The following is a 21312-nucleotide window of genomic DNA, read 5'->3' on the forward strand; positions in this document are numbered from 1 at the left end:
TCCGGGTTTCTGCCCATACGATGGGGTAGAGGTGATTATGTTGATGAATATCGGAGACTTGGTCGTTCGAAAGTCATACGGTGGAGATGTGACTTTCCGGGTGGAAGGCCTCCAATCGGACGGTGCCATTATTAAAGGGACCGAGTTCCGGCTGTTAGCCGATTCCCCTGTTGACGATTTGATACAGGTTCCTTATGAACCGCAGAGTGCCAAGACGCGGCAGGCTCATGTGAAGGCTCATCAGACGCTCTCACGCCTGCAGCAGAATCGAATGGAACAGGCAGAGCGCAATCGTGAAGGTATAGTTCAGGAATGGTCAGTTCAACAAGACCCGGCTTATTTCGAGATGCCTGGTAAAGTGCTGCACTTGGATGGTGACCCCAATTATCTTAAAAAAAGCATGAACCTTTATGAACAGCTTCGCGTCCCGGCGGAGGGGCAATATGTACATGAGTCTGCGATGGCGGACACTTTATATCGTCTGCTGCCCAAAGTGCGTCCAGATATTGTTGTCATTACTGGCCATGACGGGGTACTCAAGACTCGTCAGCCTTATGACTTATATAGTCTGGGAAGTTACAAGAATTCACAGAACTTTGTATCCGCTATTCAGGTGGCTAGACAATATGAACGCCATCTCGATGCACTCACGATTGTAGCTGGGGCGTGTCAGTCCCACTTTGAGGCTTTGTTGCGGGCCGGAGCCAACTTTGCGAGCTCACCAGGCAGAATCCTCATTCATGCCCTGGACCCGGTCTACGTGGCAGCCAAGGCAGCCTTCACGTCGGTGCGGGAAACGGTGAACATGAATGACGTTCTGCATAATACGATCAGTGGCAGTCAGGGTGTGGGCGGTGTAGAGACACGAGGAAGTTACCGGGTAGGACTGCCCGGGTTGAATGATTTATCCACGTTAAAAGTGAATCCATCAGCCGTCTGATGATGGCAGAAGAAAGTCCCATCTAGGGGCTTTTTTTGTTTGCAAAAAAATTCATTGACAACAACTTTTTGATGCTGATATAATAATTAGTTTTGATTTGACAATGACTGTAAAATCCGGTATAATGGACAAGAAAAGAGGTGGTCGTCGACAATGGCTAAAAATACGCTATTGGATATCAAACGCAATCTCGATGCACATATTGGTCAGAAAATTATGCTGCGGGCTAATGGTGGCCGCCGTAAGACCATTGAGCGTACAGGTGTATTGGAAGAAACGTACCCTTCTGTTTTTATTGTCAAGCTTGATGAGGAGCAAGAAACGTTCAAGCGAGTATCCTACAGTTATGCTGATATACTTACGGAATCGGTGGAAGTCATGGTATTTGATCCAGGCAGCCAGACGCATAGCTCCTATATGGAGACGTAAGTATCGATTTACGGCGATTTTGCCCCCATTGGGCAGATCGCTTTTTTTATTTTCAGAAACAAATAATCACACCGATTTATTGGAAGCCATATAGGATCAGGAATGAGTCTGGGGAAGAAGCGGCATACTATTTGGACAGGTTCAAGACATTTTCTTAAGCAGCTCAAAGAAATGTACTTGGCCTGAGGGCAAATAGTCCCGGAAACGAATGGACTTATCGTAAATGAATTATTTGGAGGAGGATGATCCATGAGCCGGAGAAGAAGAAGTGTAATGTCGGATGAACTCAAGAATGAACTGGCAAAAGACCTGGGGTTCTATGATACCGTCCAACAAGAAGGTTGGGGCGGGATTAAAGCGAAGGATGCGGGCAATATGGTGAAACGGGCCATTCAAATGGCGGAAGAAGCGGCACGTAAATCGTAATCCGGTTCAATCGGTTTGGAGAGCGGGGCAATCCGGCAGGAATGACCTCGCTTTTTCCCCATGGATGCGGAATAGAAATGACTTGACAGCCCCATTTTGATATAATATGTTAAGTTGTCTTAGGGAAAAGGTGAGGACGGGTGAACGCCTTGAAAATTTACGAAAAAGCGCCTGCTAAAATTAATTTGATGCTGGACGTTTTACATAAAAGAAGAGATGGATTTCATGAAGTTGAGATGATCATGACGATGGTGGATCTTGCCGATCGACTGGAAATGTCTGAACTGCCTCGTGATACGATCTTTATCTCCAGTCAGGCGGGATATATTCCCCTGGATGAGAAGAACCTGGCTTTTCAGGCAGCCAGGCTTATTAAAGAACGGTATGACGTGAAAACCGGGGTTCATATACATCTGGACAAAAAAATACCGGTTGCTGCCGGACTTGCTGGTGGCAGCAGTGACGCAGCGGCAACCCTGCGTGGATTGAATCGCCTCTGGCGTCTTAACATCCCGGATCAAGAGCTGCAGGAGCTCGGAGCTGAACTTGGATCGGATGTGCCTTTCTGCATTACAGGCGGAACAGCACTCGCCACAGGCCGTGGGGAGAAGCTGACACCGATGCCGAATCCCCCGCAATGTTGGGTAATCTTGGCCAAGCCGCCGATTAATGTGTCCACAGCCGACGTGTATGGACGTTTCCGCAGCGATAAGATTGTCCGTCATCCAAGTGCCGCCAAAATGGAGCAGGCCATCCGCAACCAATCCTTTGCCGAAGTGTGCGGGCAAATGGGAAATGTGCTTGAGGACGTCACATTGAAGCTGCATCCGGAAGTCCAGCATCTGAAAGATGCCATGATTCGGCTCGGAGCAGACGGAGTATTAATGTCAGGCAGCGGTCCGACCGTGTTTGGACTGGTCTCCAAGGAGTCCAAGGTTGCCCGGATTTACAATGGACTGCGAGGCTTCTGTAAAGAAGTGTATGCTGTACGTATGCTAACTTAAAATTCGCTTTTATAATGTACAAACACGTATAAAGGTGGTATATTTTTAAATAATTATTCGGATTTGGATGTTTTCCGTGATCGTGAGGATGGATCTCTGTGAAGAAATTAAAACGAAGCGCAAGGCTGGTTGAAATGACGCAGTACTTATTGTCTAGGCCGCATACGGTTATTCCGTTAACCACGTTTGCCGAACGCTATGGAGCTGCGAAGTCGTCGATCAGTGAAGATTTGGCGATTATCAAGGAAGTGTTCGAAGAAGGTGGTTCGGGAGAACTGCATACACTGGCTGGAGCAGCCGGGGGAGTAAAGTGGATTCCAAAGGTGTCCAGAGAACTGGCACTGGCTTTTGCAGAACGACTTTCTACCCAGCTCGCGCAGCCCGATCGGATACTCCCTGGTGAGTACCTGTATATGTCCGACCTGCTTGGACAGCCCGCATTGATGAATGAAGCCGGCAAGATCTTTGCAACTGCCTTTGGCAATATGGATATTGATGTGGTGATGACGGTCGAGACGAAAGGAATTCCGCTTGCTTATGCGACCGGAGCCCAGCTCAACCTGCCTGTAGTGCTCGTGCGCAGGGACCATCAGGCTACGGAAGGATCGGCCGTAAGTATCAATTATGTATCCGGGTCCCATAAAAGCCTACATACCATGTCCCTATCTCGCAGGGCTATGCGTGAGCACTCCAGAGTGCTCATTGTAGATGATTTTATGAAAGCAGGGGGAACCGTCCAAGGGATGATCGACCTATTAGCCGAGTTTAATGCTACGGTAGCGGGAGTAGGCGTATTAGTAGAATCTGGATCGGTTGATTCGGAAGAACGACTGCTGACGGATTACATTTCTCTGGCGAAGCTGACGGCGGTTGATGCGAAGAGCAGACAGATTTCCGTCAAGCCTGGCAACTATTTTGACCTGTAGAATCATGACGAATTACATGTCGGGAAAGGTTCTTTTCCATCGACCTGGCACTAACGGTGTCGAATTGTGTATTAAATAAAAAAATTCCTGATATTAGGATATTTTTATGGTCATAAAAAGAAGGAGTTCGTATAGGCTGTGTGGAATTATACACCAAGTTCTGATGGAAAAAGGTGGTGAACACACACATGCAAATTACGGATGTCAGACTCCGCCGTGTTAACTCGGAGGGGAGAATGAAGGCTATTGCATCCATTACCATCGATAACGAATTCGTCGTTCATGACATTCGCGTCATCGATGGCAATAACGGAATGTTTGTTGCTATGCCGAGCAAGCGGACTCCTGACGGAGAATTCCGTGATATCGCCCACCCGATCTCTTCCGGTACTCGCGAGAAGATTCAAGCAGCAGTTTTGACTGAGTACGATCGCGCAGCAACTGAGGAAGAAGTCATTGAAGAAGGTGCCTGAGAACATTATTGGGGTTCGAAGGAAAAGAGAGCCATGTCTTATGGCTCTCTTTTCTTTTTGACCGGAATAAGATATATTCAGTATTGAGTTTATTCACAGAAGAGCATTTCCGCAGCTTAAATGTTGCAAAATGTTGAAAGAACAAAAAGCGCAGCGTGCGCTTGGTAACAGGGCGGCATCTTAGGAATCATGGGAATCGGTTAAGCTCGCAGGTACACGGCGTATACATATAGGTCACGATTTGTTGGTGTCCGCGTTGTTACGCGTGATTACAGAGACAGCAGGCGATGAACAAGACCGGCGCAGGGCCGGCTGAACGTTACTCATCGGATATATACAGGTAAGGTCAAAACGATGGGTTTTTCAGAACAGGAGGTCGTAAATTTTGAAAAGAATGGCAATCGTTCTTGCAGCAGGGCAAGGCAAACGGATGAAATCGAAATTGTACAAAGTACTGCATCCCGTATGCGGTAAACCAATGGTGGGTCACGTGGTGGATGCAGCTCTTCGCGCAGGCGTTGAACGCAGCGTCGTTGTGGTCGGTCATGGTGCCGAAGCGGTGCAGTCATTTTTGGGTTCCAAAGCAGAGTATGCACTTCAGGCTGAACAATTGGGAACAGGACATGCGGTGAAGCAGGTAAAATCCCTGCTCGGCAGCGAAGCAGGATCAACGATTGTTGTCTGCGGAGACACACCACTTGTGACCAGTGAGACGCTTGAAGGGCTGATGCAGCTTCATGAGAGTCGCGGAGCAGCAGCAACGGTACTTACAGCTAAACTGGACAATCCCAAAGGGTATGGCCGTGTTATTCGCGGCGAAGATGGTTCCGTTCAGCGCATTGTTGAACAGAAGGATTGCACAGAGCAGGAAGATGCTGTGAACGAAATCAACACAGGCACGTACTGCTTCGATAATGCCAAGTTATTCGCTGCGTTGGAGAAAGTGACGAACCAGAATGCTCAGGGAGAGTATTATCTCACTGACGTGGTTGGCATTTTCCGTAATGATGGAGAAGTGGTGGAAGCCTACATGTCAGATGACATCGCGGAATCCATCGGAGTTAATGATCGACTTGCTCTTTCACAAGCAGAAGCGTTCATGCGTGAACGTTTGGCGGTAAAACATATGTTGAACGGTGTTACGATCATCGATCCGGCATCGACATATATCGGGGCGGATGTTACCATTGGATCAGATACAGTATTGTATCCGGGTACCATACTCAAAGGTACAACTACCATTGGTGAAGGATGCCATATTGGTCCTCAGGCAGATGTGGAAGATAGTATCATTCAGGATGGCGTTACAATCAAGCATTCTGTACTGTCACAAGCCGAGGTTGGATCAGAAGCAACTGTAGGTCCATTTGCTTATTTGCGTCCAGGCACCAAACTGGGCCGCAAAGTAAAAATTGGTGACTTTGTTGAAGTGAAAAATGCTACAATTGATGAAGGCTCCAAAGTATCTCATCTCAGTTATATTGGGGATGCTAAAGTAGGGAAAAACGTAAATGTTGGATGTGGGGCAATAACGGTGAATTATGATGGATATAATAAAGCTGTAACGACGATTGAGGATGATGCGTTCGTAGGCAGCAACGTCAATCTGATTGCACCTGTCACGGTAGGAAAAGGCGCATATGTTGTTGCAGGCTCTACCGTTACCCATTCTGTTCCCGACAACGATCTCGCAATTGCCCGCCCACGCCAGGAGAACAAACCTGGGTATGCGGAGAAAATCCGTGGTCGTGCCAAAGCGAAGAAACAAAATGCCAAACCCGAATAAGGGGTATTGATATTAAGAATTGTCTCCCGTACACCGGGGGGTGCCGACATGTCGCAGACGCTTATAGATTCCAATGAACCAGCACGGAGGGTTTTTATTTTATGACTTATTTTGATTCGAAATTAAAAATATTTACTTGCAATTCTAACCCCAAGCTTGCCCATCAAATTGCTGATTATATCGGAATTCCTATGGGTGAATCTCACACAACCAGCTTCAGTGATGGTGAGATCCAAGTGAAACTCTCTGAAAGTGTTCGGGGCTGTCACGTCTATATCGTGCAGTCTACTTGCTTGCCGGTTAATGACAACCTGATGGAAATGCTCGTAATGATTGATGCACTTAAACGGGCATCCGCCAAGACGATTAACGTTGTTATCCCGTACTATGGTTATGCCAGACAGGACCGTAAGGCCCGTTCGCGTGATCCGATTACAGCCAAGCTGGTTGCCAACCTGATCGAAAAAGCAGGTGCAACCCGTGTAATCGCGATGGACTTGCATGCCATGCAGATTCAGGGATTCTTCGATATTCCGGTCGATCATCTGCTCGGCGTGCCGATTTTGGCTCAATATTTCCGCTCGAAACAGATCGAAAATCCGGTTGTTGTATCGCCTGACCACGGCGGCGTAGTACGCGCTCGGAAACTGGCGGACTTCCTGAATGCACCTCTCGCAATTATCGACAAACGTCGTCCGGAGCCGAATGTCAGCGAAGTGATGAACATTATCGGTAACATCGAAGGTAAAACAGCCATTCTGATCGATGACATCATTGATACGGCGGGAACGATTGTACTGGGAGCGAATGCTCTGATGGAAGGCGGCGTGAAGGAAGTGTACGCTTGCTGTACTCACCCGGTATTGTCGGGACCTGCGATGGAACGCTTGGAGAATGCACCGCTGAAGGAAGTTATCGTAACAGATACCATTCCAATTACGCATGCTAACCCGACAAGCAAACTTAAAGTGTTGTCTGTAGCACCTTTGCTTGGAGAAGCCATTATCCGTGTTCATGAGGAATTGTCAATCAGCAAACTGTTTGAAATTGAATAAGGATGTCTGCATAAAGTAGTAGAGGGGTTACGTTTTCCGGATCAATGGAAAATGTAACCCCTGTCGGCGTGCCGTTATATTGGAAGTGAAGCGGTGCCTGCCGAATGTTTAATATCCGGGGCGGGAGATAAAACGGAATCGGCGCCGATGGAAAAGAGTGTCGGCAATTTCGACAAATTGATTATCGAAACGTGTGATAAGTCCGATCTCAATATGGGTGTCGCGGTCATATACCTGTACAGGTACGTGATATTCCAGATGATAGATAAAATCGCTATGTTGAGTCAGTTGTCCGTTGTCTTCGCGCAAAACCCGCTCACCTTCCTGGGTTGATGAATAAAAGCTGTAAACATGATATAAGTTGAAACTGGCGTTTACACCAAAACGGAGAGTGCAGAACCAATCTGAAGAAGCGGAGCGTGCGCCTGAAAGCTTTCTGCAAGAAAGCTACTTCGGAAGCATAGGCTATCACCGGATTTTTCCCTTGGATCAAGGGAATAAAGAAAATCTGGGGATAAGAGCGATCGAAAGATGGTACTGCAATCGGAGTGGTTAGGTGTAATAATCGTTCAAATTATATAACCAATTCGAATTTCACTTTGTTGATATTATATGAAATATAACATTCGAAGTCTATGCTTCACCTTAGGCTGATCCGAAGGAGGGAACAAGATGAAGTGGATTGTCGGCCTCGGAAATCCAGGCCCGAACTACGCCAAAACCCGCCATAATATTGGTTTTATGGCACTTGATCGACTTGCAGATCGTCATAACATCTCCATAACGCAGAGCAAATGTAAGGCGCTGATTGGAGAAGGTATAATTGGTGGCGTCAAAACGGTGCTGATTAAACCAATGACGTTTATGAACCTGTCCGGTGAGTCGGTAAGGGCTTATATGGATTTTTATAAAGTTAGTCTCGAGGACCTGATTGTCGTCTATGACGACATGGACACGGAAACAGGCAAAGTCAGATTGCGTTACCAAGGTAGTGCGGGTGGTCACAATGGAATCAAATCCATTATCCAACATACCGGTACTCAGCAGTTTAACCGGGTACGGATGGGAATATCCCGACCAGAACCCGGACATGCCATTGTAGACTACGTACTGTCGAAGTTTATGAAGAACGAAAAGGAAGCGCTCGATCAAACGATCGAACAGACCTGTGATGCATTGGAGTATAGTCTGGATCATACGTTTGAGCAGACGATGGCCAAGTTCAACGGGTGAACCACTGCAAATGACACTAGAAAATGATCAAGATTCGGGTTCGATTCTGTCATAATGGGCATACTGGACGTATAAACCATGTTCAGGAGGCATAGACATGTCAGTGAATTATGTGTGTAGGCATTGCCGTACATTTATTGGACAAATCGATTCTGCCCGGATAACGGAAGCGCAGTTGGGCTTTCATTTCTTGACCCCCGACGAGCGGAGGGATATAATAGCGTATAATTCCGGTGGCGATATAACCGTACGAATTACATGTGATTATTGCAAAGAAGCTTTGGAGTTCAATCCTGAGCTGAGCCTGCTTGCGAGCCCGCTTCAATAATGATCTCGCCTGCAGCAAGAACGTATGACAGATGATGGCGGCTGCGGAATACCGCTCCGCCTTTATAGCCTTGGCAGCCTGCTGAGGCTTCTTTTCAGTTGGGACGAAACGAGACTATATGCCAAATCACCCTCAGCCACATCAAACGGATGTGGCAAAGTAGCAATGAATCCTTTATGATGAAACAGGACAAAAAGGAATTTGTATCCATTTTAATGTGGTGAACCTGCGCGCAGGCGTGAGATACTCAAGTAAGTTATAAGAGAGGTGCCCCTTTTGTTACAAGCACTTATACAGGCTTTTTCCAAAGATCCAGACTTCGGGTCGATCACGGCCGGGATTTCATCCGGCATGAAGGAGCAATTGGTTTCGGGCTTATCGGGATCTGCACGTCAGATTATGCTGGCCGCCTTACATCAGGAAATGAACCGTCCGTTGCTCGTTGTGACACACAATATGTTTTCCGCTCAAAAAATCGCAGAAGATTTACAGGAAGCGCTTTCACCAGATCAAGTGCTGCTATATCCTGCCAATGAACTTGTTGCCGCTGAAGCTGCTGTTTCCAGTCCGGAAACATTGGGTCAGCGTATTGACGTGTTGGTCCGCTGCGCCCAGGGATTCAGGGGCGTTGTTGTTATCCCGTTTTCCGGGGTAAGGCGTTATGTTCCACTTCCGGAAGTGATGGCTAATGCTCAGATTACAATTAAACAAGGTAATACGCTGGAGCTCGATTCATTCCTTCTGGAGATGGTGAAGCTCGGATATGAACGCGTGGAGCGTGTAGAATCACGCGGCGAGATGAGTGTACGTGGAGGAATTATTGATTTCTATCCGGTCACATCGTCCATTGCTTATCGTGTGGAATTGTTTGATGATGAGATCGATTCCATTCGGACATTTGATCCTGCAGATCAGCGTTCCATTGAACGAATTAGCGAAGTGACGGTACTGCCATGCAAAGAGTTAATTGCAGATCGGGAACGCATGGAGAAGGCTGCGGATGCAGCCGCTATTTTGCTTGACCAACAGCTGGAGAAAATGACAGACCGGCAGGCGAAGCTGCGTCTGCGTGAAGAAATTCATCGCGAGATCGAACTTTTGCGGGAGCATGTGTATTTCTCCGAAATGTATAAATATATTTCACCGCTCTATCCGGAAAACAAGACGATCTACGACTACATGCCGGAAGATACATTGCTTGTACTCGACGAACCAGCAAGACTTGCAGAGACGTCGAAACAGCTTGACCGGGATGAGTCAGAGTGGAATCTGCATTTGATGCAAAACGGGAAGACCCTTCCGGACCTGCATCTGTCGGCAGATGGGGATGATCTAATCTATGAACGTCCATTCCAGACGCTGTTTATGTCTATCTTTTTACGTCAGGTACCTCATACCCAGCCGCAGAATATCCTCAACTTTATCAGCCGTGGAATGCAGGACTTCCATGGTCAGATGAACGTGCTCAAAGCAGAGATGGAGCGTTGGCAGAAAGCCGGGGTTCAGGTGATCATGCTGGCTAACGGTGAGGAGAGGCTCGATCGGATGCGCCGGGTACTCATGGATTATGATATTCCAGAGCCGGAGATGCTGATTGGCCACCTGCAAACGGGTTTTGAAATGCCATCCATCCATCTGGCTGTCGTTACCGAAGGTGAGATGTTCTCCCAGAAGCAGCGTAAAGTGCGCAAACCGATTCGTAATGTGGACAATGCTGAACGAATTAAATCGTATAGTGAGCTGAAAGTGGGCGATTATGTCGTTCACCAGAATCACGGGATTGGTAAGTATCTCGGGATCGGCACACTTGAGGTTGGCGGTATTCACAAGGACTACATGCATATTCTCTATGCCGGTGGAGACAAACTGTCTGTACCGATTGAGCAGATTGATCTCATTCAGAAATATGTCGGTTCGGAAGAGAAAGAGCCGAAAATATATAAGCTGGGCGGCAATGAGTGGACACGGGTAAAAAACAAAGTCCGCACATCTGTACAGGATATTGCTGATGATCTAATTAAGCTTTATGCGGAACGCCAGACGTCAAAAGGCTATGGCTTCGACAAAGACTCTGCAGAACAGCAGGAGTTCGAGGACATGTTCCCTTATGATGAGACACGTGATCAGGTGCGTGCCATCGAGGAAATCAAGAAGGATATGGAACAAAATCGTCCGATGGACCGTTTATTGTGTGGAGATGTCGGTTACGGCAAAACCGAAGTTGCAATCCGCGCTGCATTTAAGGCAGCCATTGAAGGGAAACAGGTTGCTGTATTGGTACCGACAACTATTTTGGCACAGCAGCATTATGAAACGTTCCGTGAGCGGTTCTCCGGTTATCCATTTAACATTAATGTACTCAGCCGATTCCGTTCACGTAAAGAGCAAAACGAGACGGCCAAGGGCATTAAGGCAGGCACTGTCGATATCGTCATCGGTACCCATCGTCTATTGTCACAGGATTTGGTCTTCAAGGATCTTGGTCTGTTAATTGTAGATGAAGAGCAGCGCTTCGGTGTAACGCACAAGGAGAAACTGAAAAAGCTGAAAACCAACGTGGACGTGCTGACACTGACAGCAACGCCGATTCCGCGTACCCTTCACATGTCCATGCTGGGCGTTCGGGATCTGTCAGTTATCGAGACACCGCCGGAAAATCGTTTTCCGGTACAGACGTATGTCGTTGAACACAGTCAGGCGCTTGTTCGTGAAGCGATTGAACGTGAATTGGCTCGCGGCGGTCAAGTCTATTACTTGTATAACCGTGTGCAGGGAATTCAGGAGATGGCTGCCGAAATTTCCGAATTGGTCCCTGAAGCCAAGGTTGGTGTGGGGCATGGACAGATGTCGGAAACGGAGCTGGAGAAGACCATTCTGGACTTCCTGGATGGTGAATATGATGTGCTCGTCAGCACAAGCATTATTGAGACCGGGGTGGATATTCCTAACGTAAACACCCTGATTGTGCATGATGCGGACAAAATGGGACTCTCCCAGCTGTATCAGCTGCGTGGACGGGTTGGTCGTTCCAACCGGATTGCGTATGCCTATTTCACGTACCAACGGGATAAAGTACTGACCGAAGTTGCTGAGAAACGTCTGCAATCGATCAAGGAATTTACCGAACTGGGTTCGGGATTCAAGATCGCGATGCGCGATTTGTCGATCCGCGGCGCGGGCAATCTGCTTGGAGCTGAGCAGCACGGCTTCATTGCGTCTGTCGGATTCGATCTGTATTCTCAGATGCTGGCAGAGGAAATCAACAAACGCAAAGTGACAATGCTTGGGGAAGAGCCAGTGCCATCCGATCAGTGGAATACAACGCTGGATCTCAGTATCGATGCGTACTTGCCGTCTGATTATATTTATGACAGTATTCAGAAGATTGAGATTTATAAAAAAGTGGCGGTTATTGCCTCCTTCGACGATGCGATGGAACTGGAAGACGAATTGGTTGATCGGTTCGGTGACCTTCCGGAAGCCGTGATCAATCTGCTGGCGGTAGCCAGACTGAAAGTTTATGGCAAGATCTATGGAATTGAATCCATCTCCCAACGCGGCGATGATCTTACTTTGAAGTTCTACGAAGGCCGAGAACATGCCTTTGAGCTGTCAAAAATCGCACACATTGGAAATCAGTTCGAAAGACGTGTACAATTTGAACAAGGACCCCAAATGCTTATTCATGTCAAAGGCAAAGGGCTTGGGGACAAGCAACTGATTGAGCTGGTAGAGAAATTTCTGGAGTCCATGAAAAGTGCTTTTAAATCAAAGGGGGAACTAAAGAATGTTAGCAAAGTATAAAAAGGTAGGGAAAGTACTGTCTGTGAGTATGGTGGCAGTGCTGTCCTTATCACTGCTTGCCGCTTGTGGCAAGAAGGAAGAAGCAGCAACAGAAACGAAGGATACAAGTGCTGTAGTCGCTACGTATGATGGCGGCACAATTACAGCCAATGAATTTGACATGGAGCAACGGGTCATGAAATTCCTGTATCCGGAATATGCACAAATGATGGATATGGATGATTTCAAGGAATACCTGGTAAAACAGGAAGTTGCATATGAATATTTGAGCGGAAAAGCAAGTGATGCAGCCAAAACCGAGGGTGAAAAAACAGCGACAGAGCAATTTGACAAAATGAAAGCCTCTGTTCAAGCTGACCAATGGACCGAGATGCTGAAGGCTCAGAATCTTACAGACCAGAACATCAAGGACTACATGACCCGCATCATGACAGTAATCAAGGATAAAGAAACTGGCGTTACGGAAGATGCGATTAAAGCTGAATTCGAAAAAAATAAAGATCAGTTTACAACGGCGTCTGTACGTCACGTACTGATTAACTTTACAGATCCAAAAACGCAAAAAGAGCGTAAAAAAGAAGATGCGCTTAAAATTGCAAAAGAAGTTAAAAAGAAATTGGACGGCGGAGCCGACTTTGCTAAGATTGCAAAAGAATACTCCGAAGATCCAGGTTCCGCAGAAAAAGGCGGTCTTTATGAAGATACTCCTGTAGCCAATTGGGTAGAAGCCTTCAAAGAAGCTGCTAAAACATTGCCATTGAACAAAATCAGCGATCCTGTTGAAACAGAATACGGTTACCACGTTATGAAAGTGGAATCCCGTACAGAAGCGGACTACAGCAAACTGACTGCTGAACAAAAAGAAACACTTAAGAGCCAATTGGCTGCTGCTGAAATCGACACATTCATGACCAGCGAATTGGATAAAATCGTCAAAGAAGTAAAACTGCCAAAAACGGACAAGGCTGAAGAAGGTACAACTGAAGGTACAACCGGTACAGGGACGGAAAAAGGTACTGAGGGTGAAAAAACCGATAAGGGTACAGATACCAAAACGGATACAGGAACAACTGAAACCGATAAAGATAAAACAACAGGCGAAGGCACAGATTCAAGCGCTAAGTAACATAGTGGACGCAACCATTCAGGATAACCCGTTGTCTGGGTGATACACTGAATGCATCAAACATGGACAACCATACCGAAAAGCAAGAGGGGGACTTAAGGCCTACCTCTTGCTTTTCCTTGTATCTATGGGGCGAAGTGGGTACATGGTCGCCTTCTGTGGAAGGTTACACAACTATATTCTCCAAAGTATGTATAAGGAAATGGGAACAGATGAATACTATGGTCAAGATATCACACTAAACGTTCTGGGACTTTCCTCTACCCATTAAGGAACAGTAGTTGAAAAATCTTCTCGAGAAAGTGGGGCAACATGTGAAATGAAAGCTACTGGTATTGTCCGCCGTATTGATGACCTCGGTCGAGTGGTCATTCCGAAAGAAATCCGCCGTACGTTACGTATCCGTGAAGGGGATCCACTTGAGATTTTTGTGGACCGCGATGGAGAGGTTATTCTTAAAAAATATTCGCCCATTGGCGAACTTGGTGATTTTGCCAAAGAATATGCAGAATCACTGTATGAAAGTACAGGCCATGTAACAATGATCTCTGACCGTGATACGATTATTACGGTGGCAGGTGGCTCCAAAAAAGAGTATCTGGACAAGCAGGTTGGTCAACTGGTGGAGAGCTGTATGGAAAACCGGAAGACGATTATGGAGACAAACAATGGTTCTTATGAGCTGAGCAAAGATCATGACGAGACGTTATCATCTTTTGTTATCGCCCCAATCATTTCGGGTGGTGATCCCATCGGAACGGTTATCCTTTTCAACAAGGATGAATCGGTGAAGATGTCTCAAATGGAAGTCAAAATGTCCGAGACGGCTGCCGGATTCCTTGGCAAACAGATGGAGCAATAGAAAAGCAGATCAACTCCTGGTGCCTAGAGGCATACAGGAGTTTTTGCATTTCCGGGAAGTGTAGACAGTCTGGATTATGACCTTAAGGGTAGAATGCCTTGAAGGGTTAGTCTGTGAGCCTTTGGACAGGTATAATAACGAGGTATACTTTGAAGGAATGAATGCACGGACAAACGCAGGAGGGTCATATGAAACAGTCGTCTACAGGCTCAAGATTACTTCAGGGCGCATTTGTGCTTGGGCTTGCCGCCATTATATCCAAAATCATTGGTGCTTTTCAGAAGATTCCGCTGCAGAATCTGGGAGGAGACGGTGTTTTTGGCATCTACAATACGGTGTACCCGTTCTATATGCTGATCATTACTATTGCTGCTGCCGGACTTCCTGTTGCAGTATCCAAATTCGTGGCCGAGCAGCACGCTCTGGGGCGACCGAAGGAGGGTGAACGGGTTATACGCCTGTCCTCGATGCTGCTCGGTGGGATTGGACTGGCACTTTCCTTAATGATGTATATAGGTGCACCGTTAGTTGGAAACCTGATCGGAAACGGAAGTGTCGTACCGTCCATTCGGGCAGCTTCAATGGCATTGTTGTTTGTACCGGTGATGACTGGACTGCGCGGATATTTCCAGGGCTTGCAGCAGATGGTGCCTACAGCGGTATCCCAAGTGGTAGAGCAAACGGTACGGGTCACGGTGATGATTGTTCTGCTCTTGTGGCTCATGAGGCGGGGCGCTTCATTGGAGACCATTGCAGCAGGAGCCATGATTGGCTCAGTGGCTGGAGGGTTTGCAGGGTTAGTTACAATGCTCGGATATGTGTATCATTATCGGGCGAAACATGGGAAACGGCCCGTCATGATGGAAAGTGCCGGATCGGTAGCGGGGCAATCTGTTGATGCAATTGCTGTGAGTATGGACGAAACAAAAGGTCGCCACCGAGAGGAGAGCAGCTTGTTTCCCGAACAGAGGCGATCCAACGGCGAATGGATTCGGACGCTGCTATGGTATGCCATTCCGGTCTGTCTCGGATCACTGGCCGTGCCATTGATGAATCTGGTGGATACCTTTACGGTACCTCGGTTGTTAAGACGAGAGGGGCTGGATGAACTACAATCCATGGTGTCTTTCGGGATTTACAACCGGGGCTTGCCACTGGTTCAATTGGTGACGATGCTTGCCACATCGCTGTCTGTGCTCTTTATTCCGGCGATGGCCGAGGCCCGGCTGAAAGGCGGTCCGGAAGCGGTGAGGCAGCAAGCAGGCCTGGCGCTGCGCTGGTTCTGGCTGATCGGTCTGGCGGCATCCGCAGGTCTGGCGGTGCTGGCAGAGCCGATCAACCGCATGCTGTACGGGGATGCCGCAGGCACCGAAGCCCTGCGGTACATGGCGCTGACGGCTGCGGGCAGCACCGTCAGCATTATCGCGGCGGCGCTTCTGCAGGGCCTCGGCGCCGTGCGCGCACCCGCGTTCAGCATGCTGGCCGCCGCAGGCGTCAAAGTGCTGCTGAACGTCATGCTTGTGCCTGCGCTGGGCATCAGCGGCGCGGCCCTGGCAGGCGCAGTCGCCTACATGCTGGCGGCTGGCCTGAATGTGGCGCTGCTGGCACGGCTTGTCGCCCTGCGCCCGGCCCCTGGCGCCGTCCTGGCGAAGCCGGCGCTGGTCATCGCCGCCATGAGCCTGGCGGCGGCAGGCACGGCCTGGGCCGCCGAAGCAGTGCTCGGCGGCATCGGGATCGCGGCCGACCGCAGGCTGGCCGCGATGGGCGTGAGCCTGCTTGGCATTGCCGCAGGCTCGGCCGTGTTCGTGCTGGCCGCTGCCCGGACGGGGCTGCTGACCGCCGCAGAGCTGGCGGCTGTGCCCAAGCTGGGGCCGCTGCTGGCCAAGCTGCTGCGCAGACTGCGAGTGCTGCGCTAACCCCCGCGTTGTGCCGCTACACTTAGCGCTACGCCGTCCATTCAACCCAGCACTCACACGATGAAGCTGGGCAGAAGAGATTGAAAGAGTCACACCGTTTCATATGCAAATGCAATTATAGGATAATGTCTAATTCTGTTATAATACGTGTAATTATAGAGCCCTGTTCTGTACAACGTATGGCCCGTCCACGATTGGTTTTGATCAAGGATGGAAATTCGGAACAGGATAGTTCGGATGGAGGCTTATTAAGATGAGTGCAGCTTTAACAGTGGTTGGTCTTGGATCTGGAGATGCAGATCAGCTGACGGTAGGAATCATCAAAAAAATGAAACATGCAGCGACGCTGTACGTACGGACACTGGATCATCCCGTATTGAATGATCTCAAGCAGGAGGGGTTGGAGATGACATCCTTCGATGCCATCTATGAGGCAAAGGACTCTTTTCCGGAAGTGTATGACGAAATTGCAGACCGGCTGCTTGAGGCCGCACGCAAGGGCGAGCCAGGTACCGAGATTGTCTATGCCGTGCCAGGGCATCCCATGGTCGCTGAAGCGAGCGTACGCCTGTTGAAGGAGCGCTGCCCACAAATGGGCATTTCACTGCGTGTCATGGGCGGGGAGAGCTTTCTGGATGAAGCGTTTATTCGTCTTGGATTCGATCCGATTGAGGGTTTCCAGCTTCTCGATGCCAGTAGTCTGAATACGGAGTTGGTGCAGCCGCAGCTTCATACCTTGATTGGACAAGTATATGATGTGTTTACCGCTTCTGACGTAAAACTGTGTCTGATGGACGTTTACCCTGACGATTATCCGGTATTTGTCGGACATGCCTTGGGTGTGCAGGGACAGGAGATCATTCACAAGGTACCGCTGCATGATCTGGACCGGATTGAAGGGTACGGTAATCTCTCATTGATCTATGTACCGAAAAATACGGATGACGCGCTTCGTCGACGTTCTTTTGCACGACTGCATGAAATCGTAAATATCCTTCGCAGCCCAGGCGGATGTCCATGGGATCAGGAGCAGACCCATCAATCCATTCGCAAAAACCTGATCGAGGAAACCTATGAAGTCATCGAAACGATTGATGAAGATGACCCTGATCACATGAAAGAAGAGCTGGGGGATCTCCTGTTGCAGATTTTGCTGCACTCCCAGATGGAAGAAGAGGTTGGCACGTTTAATGTGTACGACGTTATTGAAGGATTGAACGATAAGCTGATTTTCCGTCATCCGCACGTATTCGGTGAACAACAGGCAGAGAATGCGGATGAAGCGCTGCAAAACTGGGAACAGATGAAGGCAGAGGAGAAAAAGCGCAAGGGGCAGCATCTGCAGCAGACTTCCGTGCTGGACGGTATTCCACGCGACTTGCCTGCTTTGATGAAAGGGTACAAATTACAGAAAAAAGCGGCCAAGGTCGGCTTTGATTGGGATGACGTGGAAGGTGTCTTTGCCAAGATCGAGGAAGAACTGGTAGAGCTAAAAGAAGCAGTGCAGCATAACCAGTCTGCGGAAGAACGGAAGTTGGAACTGGGTGATTTATTGTTTGCGGCTGCCAATGTGGCGAGATTTATTGATACCGATCCGGAGGAGGCGCTTGCCGCCACCAACCGGAAATTCATTCAGCGTTTCCGGTATATTGAGGAGCGTCTGCGTGAACAGGGAAGAACTCCATCAGACAGCAATGTTGATGAGATGGAGCAATACTGGCAGGAAGCGAAGAAGGCTGGATTGTAAAGGGTTCTGGCATTTTGGGCGCTGATCCGATATCATTCACATAGGCGAGCATTTTGCATCATGCGTATCGTGTTGTCGAAACATCTCCGGCAGGTTGCACAAGAAAGCGTGTGATTAACGGAGAGATGTTTCGGGTACTGGACTTAGACTGTTCTTGGGCAGGACCGACAAAAAGTGAAAAAAGTCGAAGACCGAGGCAGGATTTCAGATGCCAAGCCAGAATACATGTGTAGTAACCTTGCGCGGAGCCAGCAGCAGCAGATCTGCTGTCACGGATTCGCAGATACTTTTTTTTCAATTTGGGAGGCTTTTAAAAATGAACAAAACAGATCTGATTAACAACATTTCCACCAAAAGCGGTTTGACTAAAAAAGACGTTGAGTCCGTATTGAACGGCTTTTTGGGAGAAATTACAGATGCACTTGCCAGCGGAGACAAAGTACAACTGATCGGCTTTGGCACTTTTGAGACCCGCAAACGTTCCGGTCGTACCGGACGTAACCCGCAAACAGGGAATGAAATCGTGATTCCTGAGTCCACTGTTCCTGCGTTCAAAGCAGGCAACAAACTTAAAGAAGCCGTAAAATAATGCGTCTTGATAAATTCCTGAAGGTCTCACGGCTGATTAAACGCCGCACTGTAGCCAAGGACGTTTCCGAACAGGGACGTGTGCTGGTGAACGGACGTGAAGCGAAGCCAAGCGCCGCTGTCAAAGTGGGCGATGAGCTTACGGTTCAGTTCGGTCAAAAGCTGGTCACCGTGAAGGTGGAGCGTCTTGCCGAGAGTACCAAGAAGGATGAGGCGAGCAGCCTCTACACCTTGGTTAAGGAAGAGCCGATCGCCAAGGATAACGGTCTGAACTGGTAACAGGGATGCCTGATATACTTTTGTACACATTCATTGCAAAATGAAGAGAAATGCCTTTCCCGTACAGGGAAGGGCATTTTTTGTGTTGCGTCATATTCAGATCTTTGCTTTCATCCAACCTTGGTTCTATTCTGCACTTCTGATCCATAAGCTAGGGTTAAGAAGGAGGGGTACATGCCATGGTTGAGCAAAGTAAGACGAAACAGCATCATCTGAGCTTGCAGAATCGGAAACTGCTGGATCTGACGGGTGTCTCCAATGTGGAGAGCTTCGACAGTGAGGAATTTTTGCTGCAAACTGAACTTGGGCATCTGACCATCCGGGGGCACAATTTACATATTAAAAACCTGAGCCTGGAGGATGGTCTGTTATCCATCGAAGGTACAGTCAGTTCTCTTCAATATCTGGACCCCGGTTCCCAGTCCAAAAACGGTAAGGGCCTGTTCGGCAAGATGTTCCGATGAGTCCGGATACTCAATGGATCACATTGATGTGGATGCTGATGTCGGGAGCCGTGATGGGGATGGCCTACGACAGTTACCGGGTACTGTCCGGTCAGCTTCGGTTCCCGCGATGGAGCGTCCACACGCTGGATCTGTTGTATTGGGTTGCTTCCGCGCTGTTCGTCTTCCGGATGCTGTATGCCGGGAATCACGGACAGCTGCGGTTTTATGTCTTTTTGGGGCTGATTATAGGGGTTTGCTTCTATTTTTGGCTTTTAAGTGTTACAACCCAGCGTTTTGTGGTAATGTTAATTAAACTCGCAAGAACGCTGATTCATTGGTGTGGACATATCCTTAACATCCTGATCGTTATGCCCGCTAAAGGACTATATAAGTTAGTGCGCGTATTAGTTGGTTTTGTACTCGCGCTATTGTTATTCCTTGGTAAGCTGGTGCTGCAATGTTTGGTACCTTTCGGCAAGTTGTTCCGCTGGATGTTTAGGCCAATCCTGAAACATTGGGTTACACCACGCTTCCTGATCCGTGCGGGTTCAAGTATCGCAGCGATGTGGAAACGCTGGTTTTAAGGAGGTCCAAAATGGGTAGAACACCTATGAGCAAATCAAAAGTTCCGGCAGGCCAAGGAAAATCTGCAGGTGCCAAAAGGCGTCTCATGCTCTGGATGACTTTTATGGTTGTCTTTATCATATGGGCAGGTTATACGTTCCTTGTGCAGACTGCGCAAATTTCGGACAAGAGCTCTCATCTGGCTGCCCAGCAATCTTCAAAGGAAGAGACATTGAAGAAGCTGGATCAATTGAAGTACGAAGTCAGTCGGTTGAAGGATCCCGAATACATAGGACAGCTGGCTCGAAAAAAAGGATACTATCTACCTGAAGAAACACCAATTCAGGTTGAAGAGTCAGGGAACTGATGTAATTTGGCTCATTATTGAGCAAGGATTGTTATCTATATGTCTGAAGCCGTTATACCGGAAAAATTAGGCTGCCTTATGGGGCAGTGCTCAGTTGACCTTGGTTTGTGGCATAAGGTATAATTACAAGTAGCACAGCATGATTTTGGCATTCAAAAAATCGGGTTGTATATTTTTAAGGGAGGATCATTTTATTCTATGGCAATTGAAGTGGGCACCAAGTTAGAGGGCAAGGTGACAGGAATCACGCATTTTGGAGCATTTGTGGATCTGTCAGGAGGTGTCACGGGTCTCGTTCACATCTCGGAAATCGCCGACAATTATGTCAAAGATGTCAACGACCACCTGAAGCTGAATGACCAAGTTACAGTAAAGGTTATCAACGTTGACAAAGACGGCAAGATCGGACTTTCCATCAAACAGGCTGTTGACAAACCGGTTGAGCAACAAACGCAGTCCAGACCCCCAAGAGCTCCTAGACCGGAACGCAGTGGAGGAGATCGCGAACGATTCAGCGGTGGAGGCCCAAGTGGTGGCCAAGGCCGTGGCGGCGGTGGTGGATTCAACCGTGACCGCGGAGGCCGTTCTTTCAAGCCCGCAGCAGGCAAACCTTCATTTGAGGATAAAATGTCACGCTTCCTGAAAGATAGCGAAGAACGGATTTCTTCGTTGAAGAAGAACACAGAAGGCAAACGTGGTGGCCGTGGCGCCAAACGCGTGTAATCTGGTTCAACCTGATTTAAAATATAAGAAAAACCGTTAGCCTTGGGGCTGGCGGTTTTTTTGCGTCTTTTTTAATTTTGAAGTTATCCGTTTAGATATAGACATTTAACCGCATTCATTGCCGTTTTTGTAAAGTGAAGCTCCATATCCCCAGTTTTTCTGCACAGGAAAGAAACTACATAAGAACATTTGTCGTCTACCATTTTTTACCGACAGGTTTCCGTGGCATTCCACAGGTATCCTGCTCAAATTGTGGCGATGGCGAAGCGCGTCCGGTTCAAAATCAGACA

General features: G+C 48.2%; 22 protein-coding genes. 21 read left to right on the forward strand and 1 reads right to left on the reverse strand.

Annotated elements, in window-relative coordinates; translation table 11 throughout:
* Nucleotides 1–43 precede the first annotated feature (43 nt).
* The 8 genes from yabG (at nt 44) to MHB49_RS00200 (ending at nt 7039) form a co-directional block, all read left to right on the forward strand.
* Nucleotides 44–940 carry a sporulation peptidase YabG gene (gene yabG / locus MHB49_RS00165; protein WP_247900138.1) on the forward strand — a complete coding sequence of 299 codons (897 nt, stop codon included), beginning with the start codon at nt 44–46 and terminating at the stop codon, nt 938–940.
* Nucleotides 941–1093: 153 nt separating this feature from the next.
* Nucleotides 1094–1369 (forward strand): biofilm formation stimulator Veg, encoded by a 276-nt coding sequence (veg, locus tag MHB49_RS00170; RefSeq protein WP_053778931.1) that lies wholly within the window; start codon nt 1094–1096, stop codon nt 1367–1369.
* A 249-nt stretch (nt 1370–1618) separates the two neighbouring features.
* Nucleotides 1619–1795, forward strand: coding sequence for a small, acid-soluble spore protein, alpha/beta type (locus MHB49_RS00175; RefSeq protein WP_062329399.1), 177 nt, complete (start codon nt 1619–1621; stop codon nt 1793–1795).
* Nucleotides 1796–1944: 149 nt separating this feature from the next.
* A complete protein-coding gene (gene ispE, locus MHB49_RS00180; RefSeq protein WP_247900140.1) occupies nt 1945–2799 on the forward strand; it encodes a 4-(cytidine 5'-diphospho)-2-C-methyl-D-erythritol kinase in 855 nt (284 codons plus the stop codon).
* 98 nt (nt 2800–2897) lie between these two features.
* Nucleotides 2898–3725, forward strand: coding sequence for a pur operon repressor (gene purR, locus MHB49_RS00185; protein WP_247900141.1), 828 nt, complete (start codon nt 2898–2900; stop codon nt 3723–3725).
* A 188-nt stretch (nt 3726–3913) separates the two neighbouring features.
* On the forward strand, nt 3914–4198 hold the full coding sequence (gene spoVG / locus MHB49_RS00190) for a septation regulator SpoVG (RefSeq protein ID WP_017691372.1): 285 nt from the start codon (nt 3914–3916) through the stop codon (nt 4196–4198).
* A 394-nt stretch (nt 4199–4592) separates the two neighbouring features.
* Nucleotides 4593–5984, forward strand: a complete 1392-nt coding sequence (glmU, locus tag MHB49_RS00195; protein WP_405157010.1) for a bifunctional UDP-N-acetylglucosamine diphosphorylase/glucosamine-1-phosphate N-acetyltransferase GlmU — start codon at nt 4593–4595, stop codon at nt 5982–5984.
* A 101-nt stretch (nt 5985–6085) separates the two neighbouring features.
* A complete protein-coding gene (locus MHB49_RS00200; protein WP_017691370.1) occupies nt 6086–7039 on the forward strand; it encodes a ribose-phosphate diphosphokinase in 954 nt (317 codons plus the stop codon).
* 108 nt (nt 7040–7147) lie between these two features.
* On the opposite strand, the gene MHB49_RS00205 is transcribed toward MHB49_RS00200, so the two are convergent.
* Nucleotides 7148–7348 carry a hypothetical protein gene (locus MHB49_RS00205; protein WP_024633712.1) on the reverse strand — a complete coding sequence of 67 codons (201 nt, stop codon included), beginning with the start codon at nt 7346–7348 and terminating at the stop codon, nt 7148–7150.
* 363 nt (nt 7349–7711) lie between these two features.
* Here MHB49_RS00205 and pth point away from each other — a divergent pair, with 363 nt between their 5' ends.
* The 13 genes from pth (at nt 7712) to MHB49_RS00270 (ending at nt 21022) form a co-directional block, all read left to right on the forward strand.
* A complete protein-coding gene (pth, locus tag MHB49_RS00210; protein ID WP_247900142.1) occupies nt 7712–8272 on the forward strand; it encodes an aminoacyl-tRNA hydrolase in 561 nt (186 codons plus the stop codon).
* A gap of 97 nt (nt 8273–8369) precedes the next feature.
* Entirely contained in the window at nt 8370–8600 is a 231-nt protein-coding gene (locus tag MHB49_RS00215) for an anti-sigma-F factor Fin family protein (RefSeq protein WP_247900143.1), read from the forward strand.
* A 276-nt stretch (nt 8601–8876) separates the two neighbouring features.
* Complete coding sequence (mfd, locus tag MHB49_RS00220) at nt 8877–12404, forward strand: transcription-repair coupling factor (RefSeq protein WP_405154616.1); 3528 nt, start codon at nt 8877–8879, stop codon at nt 12402–12404.
* Entirely contained in the window at nt 12388–13530 is a 1143-nt protein-coding gene (locus tag MHB49_RS00225) for a peptidylprolyl isomerase (RefSeq protein WP_247900145.1), read from the forward strand. The genes mfd and MHB49_RS00225 overlap by 17 nt, the downstream gene beginning before the upstream one ends.
* A 319-nt stretch (nt 13531–13849) precedes the next feature.
* Nucleotides 13850–14392 carry a stage V sporulation protein T gene (gene spoVT, locus MHB49_RS00230; protein WP_090905211.1) on the forward strand — a complete coding sequence of 181 codons (543 nt, stop codon included), beginning with the start codon at nt 13850–13852 and terminating at the stop codon, nt 14390–14392.
* Between the two features lie 188 nt (nt 14393–14580).
* Nucleotides 14581–16308 (forward strand): oligosaccharide flippase family protein, encoded by a 1728-nt coding sequence (locus tag MHB49_RS00235; RefSeq protein ID WP_405157011.1) that lies wholly within the window; start codon nt 14581–14583, stop codon nt 16306–16308.
* Between the two features lie 253 nt (nt 16309–16561).
* On the forward strand, nt 16562–18055 hold the full coding sequence (gene mazG / locus MHB49_RS00240; RefSeq protein WP_405154617.1) for a nucleoside triphosphate pyrophosphohydrolase: 1494 nt from the start codon (nt 16562–16564) through the stop codon (nt 18053–18055).
* Between the two features lie 316 nt (nt 18056–18371).
* Nucleotides 18372–18644, forward strand: coding sequence for an HU family DNA-binding protein (locus tag MHB49_RS00245; RefSeq protein ID WP_017691362.1), 273 nt, complete (start codon nt 18372–18374; stop codon nt 18642–18644).
* Complete coding sequence (locus MHB49_RS00250) at nt 18644–18922, forward strand: RNA-binding S4 domain-containing protein (protein ID WP_024633720.1); 279 nt, start codon at nt 18644–18646, stop codon at nt 18920–18922. Before MHB49_RS00245 ends, MHB49_RS00250 begins: the two co-directional genes overlap by 1 nt.
* 179 nt (nt 18923–19101) lie before the next feature.
* Nucleotides 19102–19386, forward strand: a complete 285-nt coding sequence (gene yabP / locus MHB49_RS00255) for a sporulation protein YabP (RefSeq protein ID WP_247900148.1) — start codon at nt 19102–19104, stop codon at nt 19384–19386.
* Nucleotides 19383–19952, forward strand: a complete 570-nt coding sequence (gene yabQ / locus MHB49_RS00260; RefSeq protein ID WP_247900149.1) for a spore cortex biosynthesis protein YabQ — start codon at nt 19383–19385, stop codon at nt 19950–19952. The genes yabP and yabQ overlap by 4 nt, the downstream gene beginning before the upstream one ends.
* Before the next feature lie 11 nt (nt 19953–19963).
* The gene (locus MHB49_RS00265; RefSeq protein ID WP_247900150.1) at nt 19964–20299 is read left to right on the forward strand and encodes a septum formation initiator family protein; all 336 of its coding nucleotides are present in this window, start codon (nt 19964–19966) and stop codon (nt 20297–20299) included.
* A 198-nt stretch (nt 20300–20497) separates the two neighbouring features.
* Nucleotides 20498–21022, forward strand: a complete 525-nt coding sequence (locus MHB49_RS00270; protein WP_056697430.1) for a S1 domain-containing RNA-binding protein — start codon at nt 20498–20500, stop codon at nt 21020–21022.
* Nucleotides 21023–21312: the final 290 nt, after the last annotated feature.

It is taken from the genome of Paenibacillus sp. FSL K6-0108, assembly GCF_045040695.1.
Classification (GTDB): Bacteria; Bacillota; Bacilli; order Paenibacillales; family Paenibacillaceae; genus Paenibacillus; species Paenibacillus pabuli_B.